Origin of the sequence: Veillonella montpellierensis DSM 17217 (genome assembly GCF_000426745.1) — a bacterium.
Taxonomy (GTDB): Bacteria; Bacillota; Negativicutes; order Veillonellales; family Veillonellaceae; genus Veillonella; species Veillonella montpellierensis.
The window spans coordinates 12,021-29,552 of the sequence record NZ_AUFY01000024.1 but is presented as its reverse complement, the minus strand read 5'-3'; the positions used below and the strand labels follow the sequence as shown (position 1 = coordinate 29,552).

General features: G+C 40.3%; 11 protein-coding genes. 10 read left to right on the top strand and 1 reads right to left on the bottom strand.

Features of this window, described 5'->3' with window-relative positions:
* Window positions 1-1,123: 1,123 nt before the first annotated feature.
* The 4 genes from K357_RS0106550 to K357_RS0106530 all read left to right on the top strand — a co-directional run bounded on the left by K357_RS0106550 (window position 1,124) and on the right by K357_RS0106530 (window position 6,133).
* Window positions 1,124-2,119, top strand: a complete 996-nt coding sequence (locus K357_RS0106550) for an ABC transporter substrate-binding protein (RefSeq protein WP_028257990.1) — start codon at window positions 1,124-1,126, stop codon at window positions 2,117-2,119.
* Window positions 2,119-3,138 (top strand): FecCD family ABC transporter permease, encoded by a 1,020-nt coding sequence (locus tag K357_RS0106545; RefSeq protein WP_028257989.1) that lies wholly within the window; start codon window positions 2,119-2,121, stop codon window positions 3,136-3,138. Before K357_RS0106550 ends, K357_RS0106545 begins: the two co-directional genes overlap by 1 nt.
* The gene (locus K357_RS0106540) at window positions 3,132-3,878 is read left to right on the top strand and encodes an ABC transporter ATP-binding protein (protein ID WP_028257988.1); all 747 of its coding nucleotides are present in this window, start codon (window positions 3,132-3,134) and stop codon (window positions 3,876-3,878) included. Before K357_RS0106545 ends, K357_RS0106540 begins: the two co-directional genes overlap by 7 nt.
* An 812-nt stretch (window positions 3,879-4,690) precedes the next feature.
* Window positions 4,691-6,133, top strand: a complete 1,443-nt coding sequence (locus K357_RS0106530) for a WG repeat-containing protein (protein WP_028257987.1) — start codon at window positions 4,691-4,693, stop codon at window positions 6,131-6,133.
* 402 nt (window positions 6,134-6,535) lie between these two features.
* On the opposite strand, the gene K357_RS0106525 is transcribed toward K357_RS0106530, so the two are convergent.
* On the bottom strand, window positions 6,536-7,666 hold the full coding sequence (locus tag K357_RS0106525; protein WP_028257986.1) for an iron-containing alcohol dehydrogenase: 1,131 nt from the start codon (window positions 7,664-7,666) through the stop codon (window positions 6,536-6,538).
* A 911-nt stretch (window positions 7,667-8,577) separates the two neighbouring features.
* On the opposite strand from K357_RS0106525, the gene K357_RS0106520 reads away from it, so the two are divergent.
* From K357_RS0106520 to aroC, 6 genes are all read left to right on the top strand, one after another.
* Window positions 8,578-10,863 (top strand): ribonucleoside-diphosphate reductase subunit alpha, encoded by a 2,286-nt coding sequence (locus tag K357_RS0106520; protein WP_028257985.1) that lies wholly within the window; start codon window positions 8,578-8,580, stop codon window positions 10,861-10,863.
* Window positions 10,864-10,914: 51 nt separating this feature from the next.
* Entirely contained in the window at window positions 10,915-11,943 is a 1,029-nt protein-coding gene (locus K357_RS0106515; protein ID WP_028257984.1) for a ribonucleotide-diphosphate reductase subunit beta, read from the top strand.
* Window positions 11,944-12,883: 940 nt separating this feature from the next.
* Entirely contained in the window at window positions 12,884-13,906 is a 1,023-nt protein-coding gene (gene aroF / locus K357_RS0106510; protein ID WP_028257983.1) for a 3-deoxy-7-phosphoheptulonate synthase, read from the top strand.
* A gap of 23 nt (window positions 13,907-13,929) precedes the next feature.
* Complete coding sequence (gene aroB, locus K357_RS0106505) at window positions 13,930-15,003, top strand: 3-dehydroquinate synthase (protein WP_028257982.1); 1,074 nt, start codon at window positions 13,930-13,932, stop codon at window positions 15,001-15,003.
* A 185-nt stretch (window positions 15,004-15,188) separates the two neighbouring features.
* Window positions 15,189-16,442, top strand: coding sequence for a 3-phosphoshikimate 1-carboxyvinyltransferase (gene aroA, locus K357_RS0106500; RefSeq protein ID WP_028257981.1), 1,254 nt, complete (start codon window positions 15,189-15,191; stop codon window positions 16,440-16,442).
* Window positions 16,432-17,532, top strand: coding sequence for a chorismate synthase (aroC, locus tag K357_RS0106495; RefSeq protein WP_028257980.1), 1,101 nt, complete (start codon window positions 16,432-16,434; stop codon window positions 17,530-17,532). Before aroA ends, aroC begins: the two co-directional genes overlap by 11 nt.

Sequence of the window (17,532 nt, the reverse complement as noted above, 5' to 3'; positions counted from 1 at the left end):
GTCGTTGTTTTTTTGCTTTATTGCACTAGGTATCCATATATTCTTTTAACAATTCATAGTGTTAGATGTATAGCACATTTTGTCCTATTCCCTATTCCTATATCAATGCATACTAACTGATGATACCATATCAAACCTATATTCACTGTATGAAAACAACTCTTTTTTCTAGTCCCTCATATTGTATCCCCTACATAACATACATAGTCCTATGACACGTACTATGTATGCGATTACTCGTTTCGTCATAATGATACATATCATTATTATCACATTATCTAATAAATGTGCATTAAACAATTGTTTCTCATTTAATAATATGTTAACCAATTAAAATCAAACAAATGTATCGAAGATAGGTCCTCATAGTCTATTAACTTACTAGGATTAATGATATTCTGCTACCATGTTTTATATCACCATCTTCATGCCATCCTTGCATAGAGAATAAAAATTTTTTATAAAGTTTTATTAAAAAAATTTATTTATATGATATAATAATATATATGAAATACAATATCAAAAATTGTATTTTATACTTTTCTAACTTCATATTGTCAGGGAAGCTGATGGAATGTCAGCGCTAGTCTTATTACAATGCTTGTTCTCACACGCCAGTGATGAAACAGCATGTATTCTATGTACGAATTGATATGCTTTTTTGCGCAATCAATTCGGTAGTAAGTGCTAACTGTAATAGTGAATGTCACTATCATAACCTCTTGCAATGGGATGGTGGCCATGATGATCTTGAGCCAGGGTACTGACTTGTAATAATTATTACCGTACTATAAGTACTTAAGTCAGTGCTTATATGCGGTTTTTCTTTATATACAGATATGTTCATATGTTGTTGTATATTGTATTGGTTCACATAACATTATAGTACTCTTTTTTATTTATTACCCATGAAATTAGCGTAAGAGAACTAACTCTATATGCGTATTAGTTACTATGTGGACATAATGCATATAATATCTCTATATCGAGTCTTTTTTACACTAATAAATTACCGCTCTACCTCATCATCACTATCGTTACCGTAATAAAACGAACGCTACACTCCATATCCCCCTTTGATAACTATGAAACTATTACTGATTAAAAAGAAAGCAGGTTCATTATGTTTAACAAACAACTTCAAAAACGTATTGCCTTAGCCACTGTTTGCTTAGGTATGTGTGGCGCTTTATTCGCTGGTTGCGGTTCCTCTACAGAACAACCAACTAAACAAGCAGCCGTTACTTGGAACGACAATTTAGATGGTAAAGATGTGCAAGGTTCTGTAACAACAGCTCCTAAAAAAGCCGTATCTCTATCCCAAGCAACTACAGAAATGATGTTAACATTGGGATTAGAAAATCAAATGGCTGGTACTGCGTTCTTAGAAGAACCAATGTATGCACCATTAGTTGAACAATATAAAAAAGTGCCTGTTTTATCAGATAAATGGCCATCCTATGAACAATTCATGGCTGTTAAACCTGACTTTGTTACAGGTTGGGGCGACACATTCAGTAAACGTTGGATTCCAGCTGACAAAATCTTATCACAACATATTCCTATCTTTGTGCCAGATTCCATGCAAGATACTGATGCTAATTTAGATACTTTATTTAACGATATGTTAAAACTAGGTGAAATCTTCGGTAAAGAAGAAGTGGCTCAAAAATGGGTAGATGGACAGAAAGAAAAATTAGCCGCTATTCAAAAGAAAATCGGTCAACAACCTACTAAACGCGTACTAGTATTTGACTCTTCTAATGACGAACCTTTCACTGTATTCGGCGGTTACACAGAAAACATTCTTAAATTAATCGGTGCAGAAAACGTTATGTCTGGTCAAGTAAAAGGTAAAACTTGGGGCAAAGCAAGCTGGGAATCTGTTATTGCTGCTAACCCTGATTACATTATCGTTGTTGATTATGACACAACAGAACTTAACAGCGATTCCTTCGAAGTCCGTGTTCAAAAAATCAAAAACAACCCTCAATTACAATCGATTACAGCCGTTAAGGAAAACCATTTCATTAAAGTGAAATTATCCGAAATCACTCCAGGTGTACGAACTGTAGATGCTCTTGAACGTCTTGCTGCTACAATTCACGGTGCTAACTAATGTTGAACATATATACAAAAGCATTGGGGCTCATCGTCGCTATTTGTGCCAGCTTTATCCTATCCATTGGCCTTGGATCTGTATCAATTCCGCTTCATGATGTATTAGCCAATATCATGACGTTTCTACAAACAGGTACCTTGCCACAGGATATTGTGTCGACCATTTTATGGGAAGTTCGCGTACCACGCACACTATTTGCCATGTTATGTGGTATTGGCCTCTCCTTATGCGGTCTTGTACTACAAACGGTAACCCGCAATGATCTCGCTGATCCTTACATTCTAGGTGTTTCATCTGGGGCTGGATTTGGCGCCGTAGGCACACTCATCTATGGCTGGTTAGCCTTTATGACACCCTACGATCAATCTGTTGGTGCCTTTGTTGGAGCTGCCTTAAGTATGTTAGCCGTTGTTCTGCTTTCAGGAAAGCAGAATAACATCACGCGATTAGTCCTTGTAGGTATCGGAATTTCCGCCCTATTTTCTGCGTTAACGATGGTCATGATTTATGCAGCACCTCATGAAAACCAAGTGCGCAGTGCCATGTTCTGGCTATTAGGCAGTTTTTCTGGTATTCAATGGTCTGCTATACCAATTACCTCTATCACTGTAATTGGTACCTTCCTCATACTTTTCTTCTTGCACCACGATTTAGATATTCTATTGTTAGGTCATACAGAGGCACAATACTTAGGATTACCGATCAAACGAATTCAATTAACCATTATTCTTGTTACTTCTATATGCATTTCCGTGCTCGTAGCCCATGCAGGGATTATTGGTTTTATCGGTTTAATTACCCCTCATTTGGCACGTTTCTTAATCGGTCCTAAGCACAAATCATTATTAGTATTCACTAGCTTGATTAGTGCCCTACTTATGATTTGGGCAGATGTGGTAGCGCGTAGTGCATTCCGACCTGAAGAATTACCGATTGGCGTATTAACATCGATTGTAGGGACACCTCTATTTATCTGGATTGTATGCAGACATCAACGAGGAGGCTCTTCATGTTAACAGTAGAACATTTATCGTACTCGATTCGCGACAAATCGATTTTAAAAGATATTTCTTTACAAATAGAAGAACATACGATGACCGCCATTATCGGTCCTAACGGTTGTGGCAAATCAACATTACTAAATCATATAACGGGGCTACACCATTCAGAAAATACTGTTTTTTATAAAGGACAAGCCATTGAAACGATTCCACGCAAACAGTTTGCTCGTGAGATTGCTGTCATGATTCAGCAGCACAATCCAACTGGTGACACGATGCTCGCCAAGGACATTGTATTGATGGGACGCTACCCTTATAAAAAACAATTCATGGACTATACAGAACATGATTTAACCATTGCCCATGAGATGATGGAAAAATATGGTGCTGTGCAATATGAAAACACGCCATTATATCAATTATCGGGTGGCGAACGACAACGTGTATTGATTGCGAAAGCCTTTACGCAGGAACCGAATCTATTACTATTGGATGAGCCAACGAATCATCTAGATATTCACCATAAAATTAATTTAATGGAAGAATTAAAGAAATTTACTGGCACATCGATCATCATCTTACATGACTTGAACCTAGCGGCTCAATACTGTGATAACATCATTATGATGAAACATGGTGAAGTAGTTGCCCATGGCAATGCTACGGAAGTGATGACACCGGCCCTTCTAGAAGAGGTCTTTCAAGTTCCATTTTATGAAGCCTTTCATGATGATGGACGGCATCTATATTATTAGCGTCATTGTATACTAAGAATAGCCTATGAAAGAATAGATATCTACGCTTTCATAGGCTTTTTTCTGAAATATATAGGAACTTTCAATGTGAACACGCTTGCTATATGTATATTGCATCTCAACATGATAAAAAATATGTCTATTCGTATCCCCTCCTAGTTAAAACTTGACGCTGTATATGATGGAGTAGATGTATAAACCACATAGAATCTTTCAAATCACTATCGATGGGAATTATTCATGCATACATACCAGAGCACATAGTGACTAAGCCTATCACGATATGCTACTCCTAGAATACTGTTCGTACATACATGATACATATGTAGAGTATACTCCCAGAAGATACTGTCGATACGTAGAGAGTAATTTATCAAGATACTATCGATGGAAAGTATTCATGCATACATACCAGAGCACATAGTGACTAAGCCTATCACGATATGCTCCTCCTAAAATACTGTTCGTACATACATGATACATATGTAGAGTATACTCCAAGAAGATACTGTCGATACGTAGAGAGTAATTTATCAAGATACTGTCGATGGGAATTATTCATGCATGCATACCAGAGCACATAGTGACTAAGCCTATCACGATATGCTGCTCCTAGAATACTGTTCGTACATACATGATACGTATGTAGAGTATACTCCAAGAAGATACATTGGCACTTCTATCTATGTAGGCTACGGAAACGTCGTGACTACTTTCCCGCCCTCATGATTTATTCATTTTTTTGCTTTATATTATAATTATATGTTATAAATTATGTTACTATTATTATATTTGTCATCCACGAGGTATCTATGAATTTTTCTAAGATGAATCTGTTCTCGACTCACGTTACTAGTGAAAGAGAAACTCGCCACGCAGTACGGCTTACACCTATCGGAACAGGGCGGGAACGAAACCGCCATCGATGTGCATCAAAAGTAGTGTATGCTACGCTAACTGTCATGATGGTTACGGCATTATGTCATGTGCCTACTGCGCAAGCGGCGTACGGCGAAGAGCTGTATACACACATTCACCGCAGTACTTCGGAAGAAACTGTGACGAAAACGGAAACTTCCTATGTAGAACACACCAGTACATCGACTACGGACATAATCAAGCCCCATGTGGACTTACATGTGCCACGGCTTAGCAAAAGTCAGTTACGAGAAGTCCGTGAAGCACTGGGATACATCGACTTACGTGAATCAAATCGATTAGCAGAATACAGTTATTACCCCATCAAGGAAGAAAATTTATATCCCATGGGCGTATTAGCAAAATTCAAAGATGGTAATCGTTGGGGGATTATTGATACAACGGGTACGGTGACTATCCCGGCTCACTATAAAGAATTGAAAGAACTACCAGATGGTACATTCCTAGCGGGGAAGGATAAAAAACAACTAGACCATATTGACAAACATAATAAAAAGCTAGGTGATATGGCATCTATTCCTTCCGATTGGTTACAACCTACATCGAAAGAGAATTTGTTACATCCACCGACTAACCTTGTTGAATATACACGTCAAGTAAGTACGTGGAAGGGAACCACCGTTGCCGACGCCCTATTAACCAGTGTGTTAAACGATGAATCCTTTGACACAACAACGCGCTATGGGGCCATCTTTCACGGCACAAAACGAGGCTACAAAGACGATCATGGCAATGTCATCATCGATGCCCATAATGATAAAGTGTATCCGATGACACAATATGGTACCATTGTGGTTAACCAAGGGCTGACCAAATTTGTATCACCGACTGGCAACGTTCTCATTCAACCTGATCAATATATGGTAGGTCGCTTAGAACCACGAGAAGGTTTATTGGCGTTACAAAAAACTACAAAAGACGGCTATGCGGTGTTTGATTTACATACGGGAAAAGCCTTAACAGACTTTAACTTTACCAGTCTCCTATTTTTAGGGCACGATCGCATGTCGGTACGACTAGGCGAATCTCACTATTTGGCAGTAGCTAGTACGGGCAAACTTTTAAAAAAATGGAGTGATACAGCCATCATCAGACCATTCGATAATACACCATACACATGGTCCATCGATGGTAAGGAACGCAGTATTATCGATGTAGACGGAAATACGTTGTACACGAGTCATAATACCATTTCTGGTACCAATCTCTTTAAAAATGGTTACAGCCCTGCTCGACAAGGGAAAAAATGGGGAATTATCAAGCCAGATGGCACTTGGCTAGTACCGCCTACGCACGATAAAATCGTTATGTTATAGTATTTCACACAAGTACAAAGCGGCTCTACAAGCCGCACACTAGAGAGAAATAAACAATCATCTACAATAAAAACCTATATAGCTACTCATCATTCCTTGATGAAAGTAGTTATATAGGTTTTTTCTTTATGTACTCTACATACGCTGTTGATGAAATAGTATATAGTTTTTTATAGTCTCTATGTACATTGCTTAGTCAAGTAGTTATCTAGTCTTCTTGTATGTCCCCTATGTACATGTAGTGATGAGTGTATGCGCTCTACGTACACAGCTTAGTGAAACTAGCTATCTATGTTTTATGCATTCTACGTACATAGTTTTGTGAAACTAATTATCTATTTTTATGTACCCTACGCACATGATTTAGCGAAAGTAATGTATTGCTTGCTTGTATGACTTTTCTTACAACGCTTGTTGGTATAATTTTCTGATTTCATCACCTGTGACCATGACGGGGTTATTAGCAATGTTACCAGCGCCGACTTTCAAACAGTTCTCTACCATCCATGGAATATCCTCAAAGGCAATGCCTAGGTCGGAAAGGGATAGGCGTAAGTCGATTTTCTCTAGTACCTGACGCAACACGTCGCCCACATCGCCGCCGTGAGCAGCGCCAAACAACTTGGCAATATGAGCAAATTTTTCAGAATTTCCCTGCCACGATGCATCGACACAGACTGGTTCAATGGCGGCCAAACCTTTTCCATGCGTAATATCTTTTAATCCACTTGCTGGATGTTCCATGCCATGGGCCAAGGTAACGCCTGCATTGTTGATGACCATGCCGCCCAACGTACTGGCGAGAGTGATGGCTTCCCATCCCTCTTTTGTGTCCTCACCTTGGTAGATGGAAACAAAATGGTTCGCCCATAACGATAGGCCTTGGTAGGCGAAGGCATCTGTAATGGGAGAGGCACTCTTTGCCGTATAGGCCTCAATCAAATGACATAGGGCATCAAATCCTACGGATGCCAACACAGACCGTGGCATCGTTTGCATACATGCAGGGTCAACGATGGATACTTTCGGCACAATGGCACTACAACGCAAGGACTTCTTATCCCCATTTTCTGGATTCGTAAGTACACCGAAACCATTTCCCTCGGATCCTGTCCCACACGTAGTTGGTACTACTACCAACGGTAAGGCCTTATCACTTCGTAACCGATTATAAATGTAGTCGTTAATATTTCCCTCATTCACCGCTAAAAAGGCAATGCCCTTCGCACAGTCCATAATGCTACCGCCACCTAAGGCAATCACCACGTCGCATTCTTCTTCTGTAGCAAGGCGCGCCCCCTCTTCAGCGATGGTCGTCAACGGATTCGCTTGCACTTTATCAAATAAAACGCTTTCAATCCCCACCTGACGTAATGCGTCTACCACACGGTCATACAAGCCTGATCGTTTCGCACTAGACCGCCCCGTCACAATCAATGCTTTCTTGCCATAGGGCTTGGTCAACTCGCCAATTCGATCAACCATCTGCCATCCAAATTTTAAATTCACTGGTAAATAATAACTAAATTCCATAACAACCTCCATATATCCATCATGTTGCATCACATACGGCCACACGAAAACGGTCTATATCACATCTACATAAGATACCTTTATATCTCGCCCACTTCAATAAGTTCATTCTTGTAATAGTACTCCGGTATGACCTCTACTTTACAACGTTTGTCTTGTAACAGTTGCTCCTGGTCGGAAGACAATAAAATATCCGATGCCCAAAAGAGAATGCTAGACTCTTTTCATTATTCGTCCATATCATGTATCTGCGATTTTCCTATCTTATTTAGTTACATCGCTACATATTAGATTCGACGCATGTCAAGTGAGTGACACAAACTAGTATTATAAATCTATGATTGATTCATTAAAAAAAAAATCCTCTACTCTAATGTATAAAATATTACCATTATCATGCTTAGAAATACTACATTTCCTTACAATAACAATCTTTGTAATACATTATCTATTTACACTTTTTTATGTCGAGTTTATTGTACTATACATCGGTAAACCAATCAATTATAGATAAAAATTTCAAGTATCTCCGCCTTTTCCCAAGTGTTAAATTTAATTTTCAAGATAATTATGATTGCATCGATTATGTTACATAACATTTCATAGGATTTTTTAGAAATGTATCCTTGGTATTTCCTTTCCCATTATATCGAATATTTTCATTTTATGATTGTAAAAACGATGCTAAACAAGTATAATACAAATATATAATGTACCAAATGAGTATGCATTATACTATATCTAGTATATAGCTAGTATAGTAACTTGTGCTCTACGTATATATCATACAGAGCATCCCTCGTGACAACTTCGCTATTTATGGAGTTGTTACCGTAATCAATGGAGGTTGTAGTAACCTGGTACTACAACTGTTTTATAGGTAGTATGTATTGAAGGAGTCAGAACGTATCATGGAAATAATGATTACCAAACGAGATGGTCGTGTAGAGCCACTTTCAGTGGAAAAAACAAAGCGAATGATCGCCTTTGCCTGTTTAGGCTTAGATGCGTGTGATCCATTGGAATTAGAAATGGATTCAAAATTGCAATTTGTAGACGGTATGACGACGAAGCAGATTCAAAAAATTCTTGTCCAAACAGCCATTGAAAAGGTGATTCAAAAAACGGATGATGGATTTGGTAATCAAGTCAATCGCATGAACCAAGATTGGCAGTTTGTGGCAGCTCGCTTATTCCTATTTGATTTGTACAAAGAAGCCGCTATTAATCGCCAATATAAAGCGTTTGGCTATGGAAATTTCCCTAATCTGGTACATACCTTGGTGGAGAAAGGAAAATATGCCCGCTTCTTTGTCGATGCGTACACACCAGAAGAGTTGCAAGAATTGGGCAATTACATTCAGCCGAAACGAGATTATCTATTCAATTATGAAGGAATTAAGTTATTGGCCGACCGCTATTTAGTAAAAGGCTATGATAAAGAGATCTTCGAATTGCCGCAAGAACGATTTATGGCGATTGCCATGCACTTAGCCCTAGTGGAAGGGGATAAGAAAGTAGCGTTTGCCAAAAAATTCTACGATTTGATGAGTCAATTAAAGATGACTACCGCTACGCCTACGTTGGCCAATGCGGGAACTCCGTTCCATCAATTGTCGAGTTGCTTTATTTCTGGCGTAGATGATAACTTGTGGTCCATTTATGATGTAAATGCGAAATTCTCTCGCGTATCCAAACACGGGGGCGCTCTCGGCATTTATCTAGGAAAAGTACGGGCCTTACACAGCGATATTCGCGGCTTTAAAAATTCTTCTGGCGGCGTGATTCCTTGGACTCGATTATATAACGATACGGCGGTTGCCGTTGATCAGCTTGGTAAACGCAAAGGGGGCGCTACTGTTACCCTCGATGTGTGGCACAAGGATTTCTATGAATTCGTTGAACTACGAACTAACAATGGCGATGATCGTCGCAAAGCACATGACATCTTCCCCGCTCTATCGATTCCCAACATTTTTATGGAACGCTTAGAAGCACGGCAACCATTCACCCTCTTTGATCCCCACGAAATTCTAATGGTAAAAGGATGGGCCTTAGAAGATTTCTATGATGATGGGGACCAGAAAGAATTTACTAAGCGCTATATAGAATGTGAAAAGGATCCTAACATTCATGGTACGGAGGTCATGGCATTAGACATGATGAAAAAGATTATGCGCAGTGCCGTAGAAACAGGGACACCGTTCATCTTCTTCCGCGATACGGTCAATGCGGCGAATCCAAATAAACATGCAGGTATGATTTACGCGTCGAATCTATGTCATGAAATCGCACAAAATGTAGGCTTTACAAAATTACTTGACGAAACGGCCAACGAAGAAACTGGTGAATTAATAACGCGTACAGCTACTGGCGATATGGTAACGTGTAATCTAAACTCTATCAACTTGGGTAAAATCATGGATGAGGAACTAGAGGAAAACATTGCTCTTCAAATTCGAATGCTGGATAATGTCATTACTATCAACCAAGCACCTGTACCAGAATCGCGAATGACATCCGATAAATATCGTGCTATTGGCCTGGGTACATCTGGGTATCACCATTATCTCGTTAAACATGCGATTCAATGGGAAACAGATGAACATATTGCCACCGCCGATCGCTTATTTGAAAATATCGCCTATGCCGCCATTAAAGCTTCCATAGAATTAGCCAAAGAAAAAGGGGCTTATCCTGCTTTCAAAGGATCCGAATGGGAAACAGGCGCCTACTTTACTCGTCGTGGCTATACGTCACCTCGTTGGCAACAATTGGCAGCCGATGTGAAACAGTATGGCATTCGAAACGGCTATTTATTAGCCATTGCTCCAACGGGCAGTACGTCTAATATTGCCAATACGACGGCCGGCATTGATCCAATCTTTAAAAAATTCTTCGTAGAAGAAAAGAAAGGGAGCATTACACCTAAGACAGCGCCTGATTTAGATAACACTACATTTTGGCTCTATAAAGAAGCGCACACGATTAATCAGCAATGGAGCATTAAGGCCTGTGCCACTCGCCAACGCCATATTGATCAAGCACAATCTTTTAACTTATACATTACCCCTACGATGAAAGCGAAAGAAATTTTAGATTTATATATGGAGGCGTATAAGCAAGGCGTGAAAACGATCTACTACATTCGCAATCAATCATTGGAAATGGATGAATGTACGAGTTGCTCCAGCTAATCGAGAGGACGCTGAACGAACTTATAATCTATGAACGAATACGAGGTAGCTATGAAACAGAAATTAATCTTTAACGAACATGGTGATCGCGGTACACAGGGTATGATTGGTGGTAATACCACCAATCTACGCGAGTGGAATCGCATAAAATATGATTGGGCCCATACCATGTATCGCACCATGTTAAATAATTTTTGGATTCCCGAAGAGATTTCCTTAAATGAAGATGTTAAACAGTTCCCCTATCTAACGGACAGTGAACGACGGGCCTTTGATAAAATTATTTCCTTTTTAAATTTCTTAGATTCTATACAGAGTGAAAACTTGCCGAATTTAAGTCGCTATATTACGGCAGCCGAAGTGTCTTCCCTGCTTAACATCCAAGCCTTTCAAGAGGAAATTCACGCCCAAAGTTACTCCTATATTTTAGATACGGTTACCAATCCGATTACGCGGGACAGAATTTATGATGAATGGCGTAGTGATGAAATATTGCTCGATCGAAACCGCTTCATTGCCGACGCGTACCAACGTTTTAGCGATGATCCGTGTGAACAAAACTTTCTCCGTTCCATCATTGCCAACTATATCCTAGAAGGCATTTATTTCTACTCTGGATTTAGTTTCTTCTACACCTTAGCCCGTCAAGGCAAAATGACTGCTACTAGCACCATTTTCAAATATATTAACCGTGATGAAGTGACTCACTTAGTATTATTCCAAAATATTATTCGTGAGCTTCGTGTAGAACGACCAGATTTATTTACCGATGCCTTTAATCAGGAAATTACCGACATGATTCGCCAAGGGGCTGAAAATGAAATCGCCTGGGGCCAATATGTAACCGATGACAAAATACTAGGTTTAAATAATGTACTCATTGAACGATATATTAAATATCTTGCCAATATTCGGTTAGAAGCTATCGGTCTTCCTCACTTATATCCTGATATTACCACTCATCCTATGGAATGGATTGAAGGTTTTTCCAATCTAAATAATACGAAAACTGATTTCTTTGAAGCCCGTGTTACCAATTATACGAAAGCGGCGGCCTTTGATTTTGATGATTTAGTATAATACTTTATCACAGGCTTAAACGGCTATCACCAAGAAAATCATTTAAAAATACTGCCTAACCTATCTAGTATGGGCAGTATTTTTTATTCCTTTTTCCTACTTAGCTATGATTTCTAATTGCTAATCTTCAAAAATCTATCGTTACCAATCGTACGGTCACGCCATCGGCCTAAACAACGGAGTGTCTTACGATTATTAATAGTAAAAGTACTGTCAGCATGATGATCTACAAAATCAAGCTAACCTTGTCTAATTCGTTCGACTGTATATAAGATACAACATGCCTCATTTCTATATCGTGTGCCCATATGAATAAGAACGCATAGGTAGCTTAGAAAACGTGTAACTCTGTACTTACTCGACTTCCTACGTTAACTACCGCATAGGTAACTTAGAAAACATGTCTGCAAAGAAATTATATACGGCGTTTGTTAACTACCGCATAGGAATATGTAATTTTCTAGGTTTGTACATAGGTCATGTTTGTGAAAATGATATTTATTGTTATATTTTATGAAAAATACTTGCTATTTTTTTACCAAGAGTTATATAATAAACATATCATATTAAGAAGGGAGTTATCATGATGAACAGAATCGTGTCTAATGCAGTACAATACAATAGTGCATACGCATACTTTTGGTACTTTACTCAGTCTACGGGTAAAGGCTATTTGAGTTGCACTGATTCAGTTCTGACAGTGATAGCTTAATATAGTAAAGAGCTACCCGTAATTGGGTAGCTCTTTTTTTATTATCCCTAGCAAGCCTTGCTAGCGTCCCCTGTTAATAAGAGAGAGTCATGAGAATCTATGTCGATTAGTACGCATTCTTCACATACACTACGCCTATTCGTAACCTATCTATCTCATAGGTAACAGTGTCCGTGATGAAACGTAGAATCGTCGAATCAGCCATCACACATATGGGAGGAGAAAATTATGATTATTACATTACACGCTAACGCAAATCCAGAACAAGTAGAAGAATTAAAAGTATTACTAGAAAATTTAGGCTTAGTCATTCATCCTGTAAAAGGTGCTAATTATAATATTATCGGTTTAATCGGTGATACTAGTGCCTTAGATGCTCGTCTTATTGAATCATTGGAGATTGTAGATAAAGTGACACGTATTCAAGAACCTTTTAAAGGAGTAAACAGAAAATTCCATCCTGAAGATACTATCGTAACAGTCGGCAACGTGCCAATCGGTGGCGGTCATTTTGCTATTATGGCTGGCCCTTGTTCTGTAGAATCCGCTGAACAAGTTACAGAAATCGCACGTCGTTGTAAAGCGGCTGGTGCTCAAATATTACGTGGTGGGGCTTTCAAACCACGCACATCCCCTTACTCCTTCCAAGGAATGGGGCCTAAAGGACTAACTCTGTTAGCTGCTGCTAAAGAAAAAACAGGTATGCCTATCGTATCGGAAATCATGGATGCCACTGATTTACCATATTTCATTGACGCTGGTGTCGATATGTTACAAATTGGTGCTAGAAATATGCAAAACTTCTCCCTATTGAAAGCAGTAGGCAAAACTAACATTCCCGTTTTATTAAAACGTGGATTATCCGCCACCTATGAAGAATGGTTAATGGCTGCCGAATACATATTCGCAGGTGGTAACCACAATATCGTATTGTGCGAACGTGGTATTCGCACCTTTGAAACTAAAACGCGCAACACATTAGACATATCCGCCATTCCTATGATTCATGAATTAAGCCATTTGCCTATTATCATGGATCCTAGCCATGCGGCTGGTATGAGTCGCTTCGTTCGACCACTCTCCCTAGCTTCCACCGCTGGTGGTGCTGATGGTCTTATGATCGAAGTCCACAACGATCCAGCTCACGCCTTATGCGATGGTCCTCAAGCAGTAAAACCTGATGATTTTGATCGATTAACAAAAGAAATTTTTGCCATTCGTCAATCCGTGAAAGAAACCATCTCTATGTAATTAGCTAGGTTGAGGAGTTTACTATGAATACCATTCCTGTCCACGCATCACAACCCTATACGGTCTATATAGAAAATGGTTTATTACAACAACTAAAAAACTATGTGCCCACTGTAAAAGCCCCTTGCCAAGTAGCCATTATCACCGATGATCGAGTGAGCGAGTATTATCTACATACAGTCAGCTCTCAACTAACTATCGCCGGCTATACGGTGTGCCACTATCTATTCCCTCATGGAGAATCTTCCAAAAATGTGGAAGAACTCATCAATATGGTGGAATTTCTTGCAGAAAAGCGCTTTACTCGCTCTGATTTAATCGTTGCCCTCGGTGGTGGCGTTGTTGGCGACATGGCGGGGTTTGCAGCAGCCACCTATTTACGTGGTATCGACTATATACAGATTCCTACCAGTCTATTAGCAGCTGTTGACTCATCGGTAGGTGGTAAAACGGCCGTCAATTTACGGCACGGCAAAAATTTATGGGGTGCATTCAAGCAGCCCATTGCCGTATTCTGTGATCCTACCACACTACGTACCTTGCCTGAGAAAGAATTTATCAATGGTTGTGGAGAAATTATAAAATATGGCATGCTCGGCTATCCTCAATTACTAAATGCCCTTGAAAAAGAACCGCTCACTCCGTCATCTACGATGCTAAATGATATCATCGCCCAATGTGTCGAGGCCAAGGCACTCATTGTACAGCAAGATGAGCGGGAAAGTGGCGTGCGCCAATTGTTAAATTTTGGCCACACTTTTGCGCATGGCATTGAACTAGCGAGTCACTATACGGTGTCTCATGGCTATGCGGTAGCCATAGGAATGATGCTCATGACCCACGGAGCAGTTGCCGTAGATGGTCTAGATAAAGCCGTCGCCGATCGACTCCATCGATTGATTGAATCTCATCAATTGCCTACTACGACAACGATAGATGCGTCTACATTACTCGAGCTAGCTAAAAATGATAAAAAAAGTCGTGGACAAACTATCAATATTATTATCCCTACTGATTGGGGCCATAGTAGGATAAAACAAGTAACCCATGAGGAGTTACGTCACTATCTAGAGCCTACTAAACCGACTCATGTATAGTGTGATACAATACATATATACTGTAACGCTACGTATATTCCTATCACCAGATTTGAATGCGCATCCATAGTGATAGGATGTATGACTCATGAGTCGCCACATCCTATATACGTAATGATTTTGTCAATTCATACATACCTATACGATACAAAATAGGAAGGTTTCCTTCCTATAAGGGAGATATTATGCAGTCTATTACTAACGCTATTCCTACAGGTACCATTGCAGCTATTCCTGCTAAAGCCCATGCCCATCGTGCGTTAATTGCGGCCGCTTTAGCCAATGAACCGTCTACGATTCTATTAGCGCGCAGTTCCCAAGATATTGATGCTACAATGGATTCACTATGCGCCTTAGGGGCCCATATTTCCTATGAGAATGGAGCTGTTCAAGTAGTACCAGGGAAACCACCCCTACACGGTGCCATTGTTCCCAATGAATCCGGCACTACCTTGCGATTGTTATTACCCGTAGCCGCTTCTCTATGTGATAGAGTCGATGTGGATGCAAAAGGTCATTTACCCCAGCGCCCCTTAGAGCCTTTACTTCAAGAAATGGCCTCTCACGGCGTTACCTTTTCACAGGCTGCACCGCCTTTCACCATGACTGGTCGTTTAGAAAAAGGTACCTATACCATGGTAGGCAATGTGAGCAGTCAATTTTTCTCTGGTTTATTATTGGCTGCCCCACAACTGGGCCATACAACCATTATAAGTAGTACGCCCCTAGAATCTTATAACTATGTAGCATTAACTATCCAAGTAATGCATGATTTTGGTGTGTCCGTAGTAGAAGAAGGGCGCACTAAATTCATCATACCTAGTACATCTACGTTCATAGGACAGCAGAATTATGCCATTGAAGGCGATTGGTCCAATGCTGCCATTTGGCTAGTAGGATCCGCCTTAACGGGCCAACCAATTACGGTTACCGGTCTCGATCGAGATTCTATCCAAGCCGATTGTCAAATTACTCGCATTTTAGAAAGTGCAGGATGTCACCTTGTATGGAACGGGCGTCAAGTGACGTGTCATGGTAACGCAAAGAAACCATTACGAGTCGACTTAGGTCAAATACCAGATTTATTACCCGTATTAGCTGCCTTAGCGTGTGGTATTCCTGGAGAAAGTGCCTTTATCAATGGTCAACGATTGCGCTTTAAAGAATGCGATCGCCTAGATGCTATCTACCACATGGTACGAGCACTGGGTGGTAGTGTTCGCATGGAAGGCGACAACTTATATATACAGGGTACGGGGCATCTCACAGGCGGCACAGTGAATTGTTGTCACGATCACCGCATCGTTATGGCTGCCACCTTAGCGGCACTCATTGCCAAAAATCCTGTACAATTTAACGATGCAGAGGCAATTCATAAGTCCTACCCAGAATTTTTTAACGATTGGAACTATTTAGGAGGTAAGGCGTATGTCATCTAGTTTTGGAACAACAATTACCGTATCTACCTTTGGTACCTCACATGGTCATGCAATTGGTGCCATCGTTGATGGGCTTCCTTGTGGTTTCACCGTCGATATGAAAGCACTAGAAGCATTTATAGCTCGTCGTGCACCAGGAAAAAGTCAATTACACACCCAACGCAAAGAGGCTGATACACCTCAATTTTTATCGGGTATAGTCGATAACACATTGAGTGGATCCCCCTTAGCCTTTCAAATTCTAAATACATCCCACCATTCTCAGGATTATCAAGATCTACAAGATATACCCCGCCCTTCTCATGCAGATTATACAGCTCGTCTCCGCTATGGTGATCACGTCGACATGCGTGGAGGCGGTCATTTCTCTGGTCGCTTAACGGCACCCATCTGCGTGGCTGGAGGTATTGCACTACAAATTTTAAAAGCGAAAGGGATTACCGTGGCTGGCCACATCAAACAACTAGGACCGATTGTAGATACATCGATCAATTTGGTTACGCCCGATATAGACGCCTTGGTGGCTATATCGGGAGAAACGATTCCCATGGTCTCTCCTAAAGCTCGTGCTGATGCAGAAATGCTCATAACTCGCCTGCGTCAAGACTGTGATTCTATTGGTGGTATTATTCAAGTTGTGGTTACTGGATTTCCTAAAGGCATCGGCAATCCCAATTATGATGGTCTTGAAAATCGATTAGCCAAAACGGTCTTTGGCGTACCCGCCGTAAAAGGCATTTCCTTTGGCAGTGGTTTTGCTGGTTGTTTAGAGCGAGGCAGCGAGCAAAATGATCCTTTCACCATAGTCGATGGAACCATTAAGACTACAAAAAACAATAGTGGCGGCATTCAAGGTGGCATTTCTAATGGCATGCCTCTCATCATGCAAGTGGGTATCAAGCCAACGGCCTCTATTTTTAAACCACAGCAAAGCGTATCGTTAGGAGAAAAAACCGAGAAAACGCTCATCATTAAAGGGCGCCATGACCCTTGTATCGTACTCCGTGCAGTCCCAGTCATGGAAGCCATCACGGCCTTAGTCTTATTAGATTTTTTAGCCCCCGTTCATAAATACAACAACGAACCCTAG

Coding starts and splice junctions, on each gene's coding strand:
- K357_RS0106550 (WP_028257990.1), top strand. CDS start 1,124: ATGTTTAACAAACAACTTCAAAAACGTATTGCCTTAGCCACTGTTTGC.
- K357_RS0106545 (WP_028257989.1), top strand. CDS start 2,119: ATGTTGAACATATATACAAAAGCATTGGGGCTCATCGTCGCTATTTGT.
- K357_RS0106540 (WP_028257988.1), top strand. CDS start 3,132: ATGTTAACAGTAGAACATTTATCGTACTCGATTCGCGACAAATCGATT.
- K357_RS0106530 (WP_028257987.1), top strand. CDS start 4,691: ATGAATTTTTCTAAGATGAATCTGTTCTCGACTCACGTTACTAGTGAA.
- K357_RS0106525 (WP_028257986.1), bottom strand. CDS start 7,666: ATGGAATTTAGTTATTATTTACCAGTGAATTTAAAATTTGGATGGCAG.
- K357_RS0106520 (WP_028257985.1), top strand. CDS start 8,578: ATGGAAATAATGATTACCAAACGAGATGGTCGTGTAGAGCCACTTTCA.
- K357_RS0106515 (WP_028257984.1), top strand. CDS start 10,915: ATGAAACAGAAATTAATCTTTAACGAACATGGTGATCGCGGTACACAG.
- aroF (WP_028257983.1), top strand. CDS start 12,884: ATGATTATTACATTACACGCTAACGCAAATCCAGAACAAGTAGAAGAA.
- aroB (WP_028257982.1), top strand. CDS start 13,930: ATGAATACCATTCCTGTCCACGCATCACAACCCTATACGGTCTATATA.
- aroA (WP_028257981.1), top strand. CDS start 15,189: ATGCAGTCTATTACTAACGCTATTCCTACAGGTACCATTGCAGCTATT.
- aroC (WP_028257980.1), top strand. CDS start 16,432: ATGTCATCTAGTTTTGGAACAACAATTACCGTATCTACCTTTGGTACC.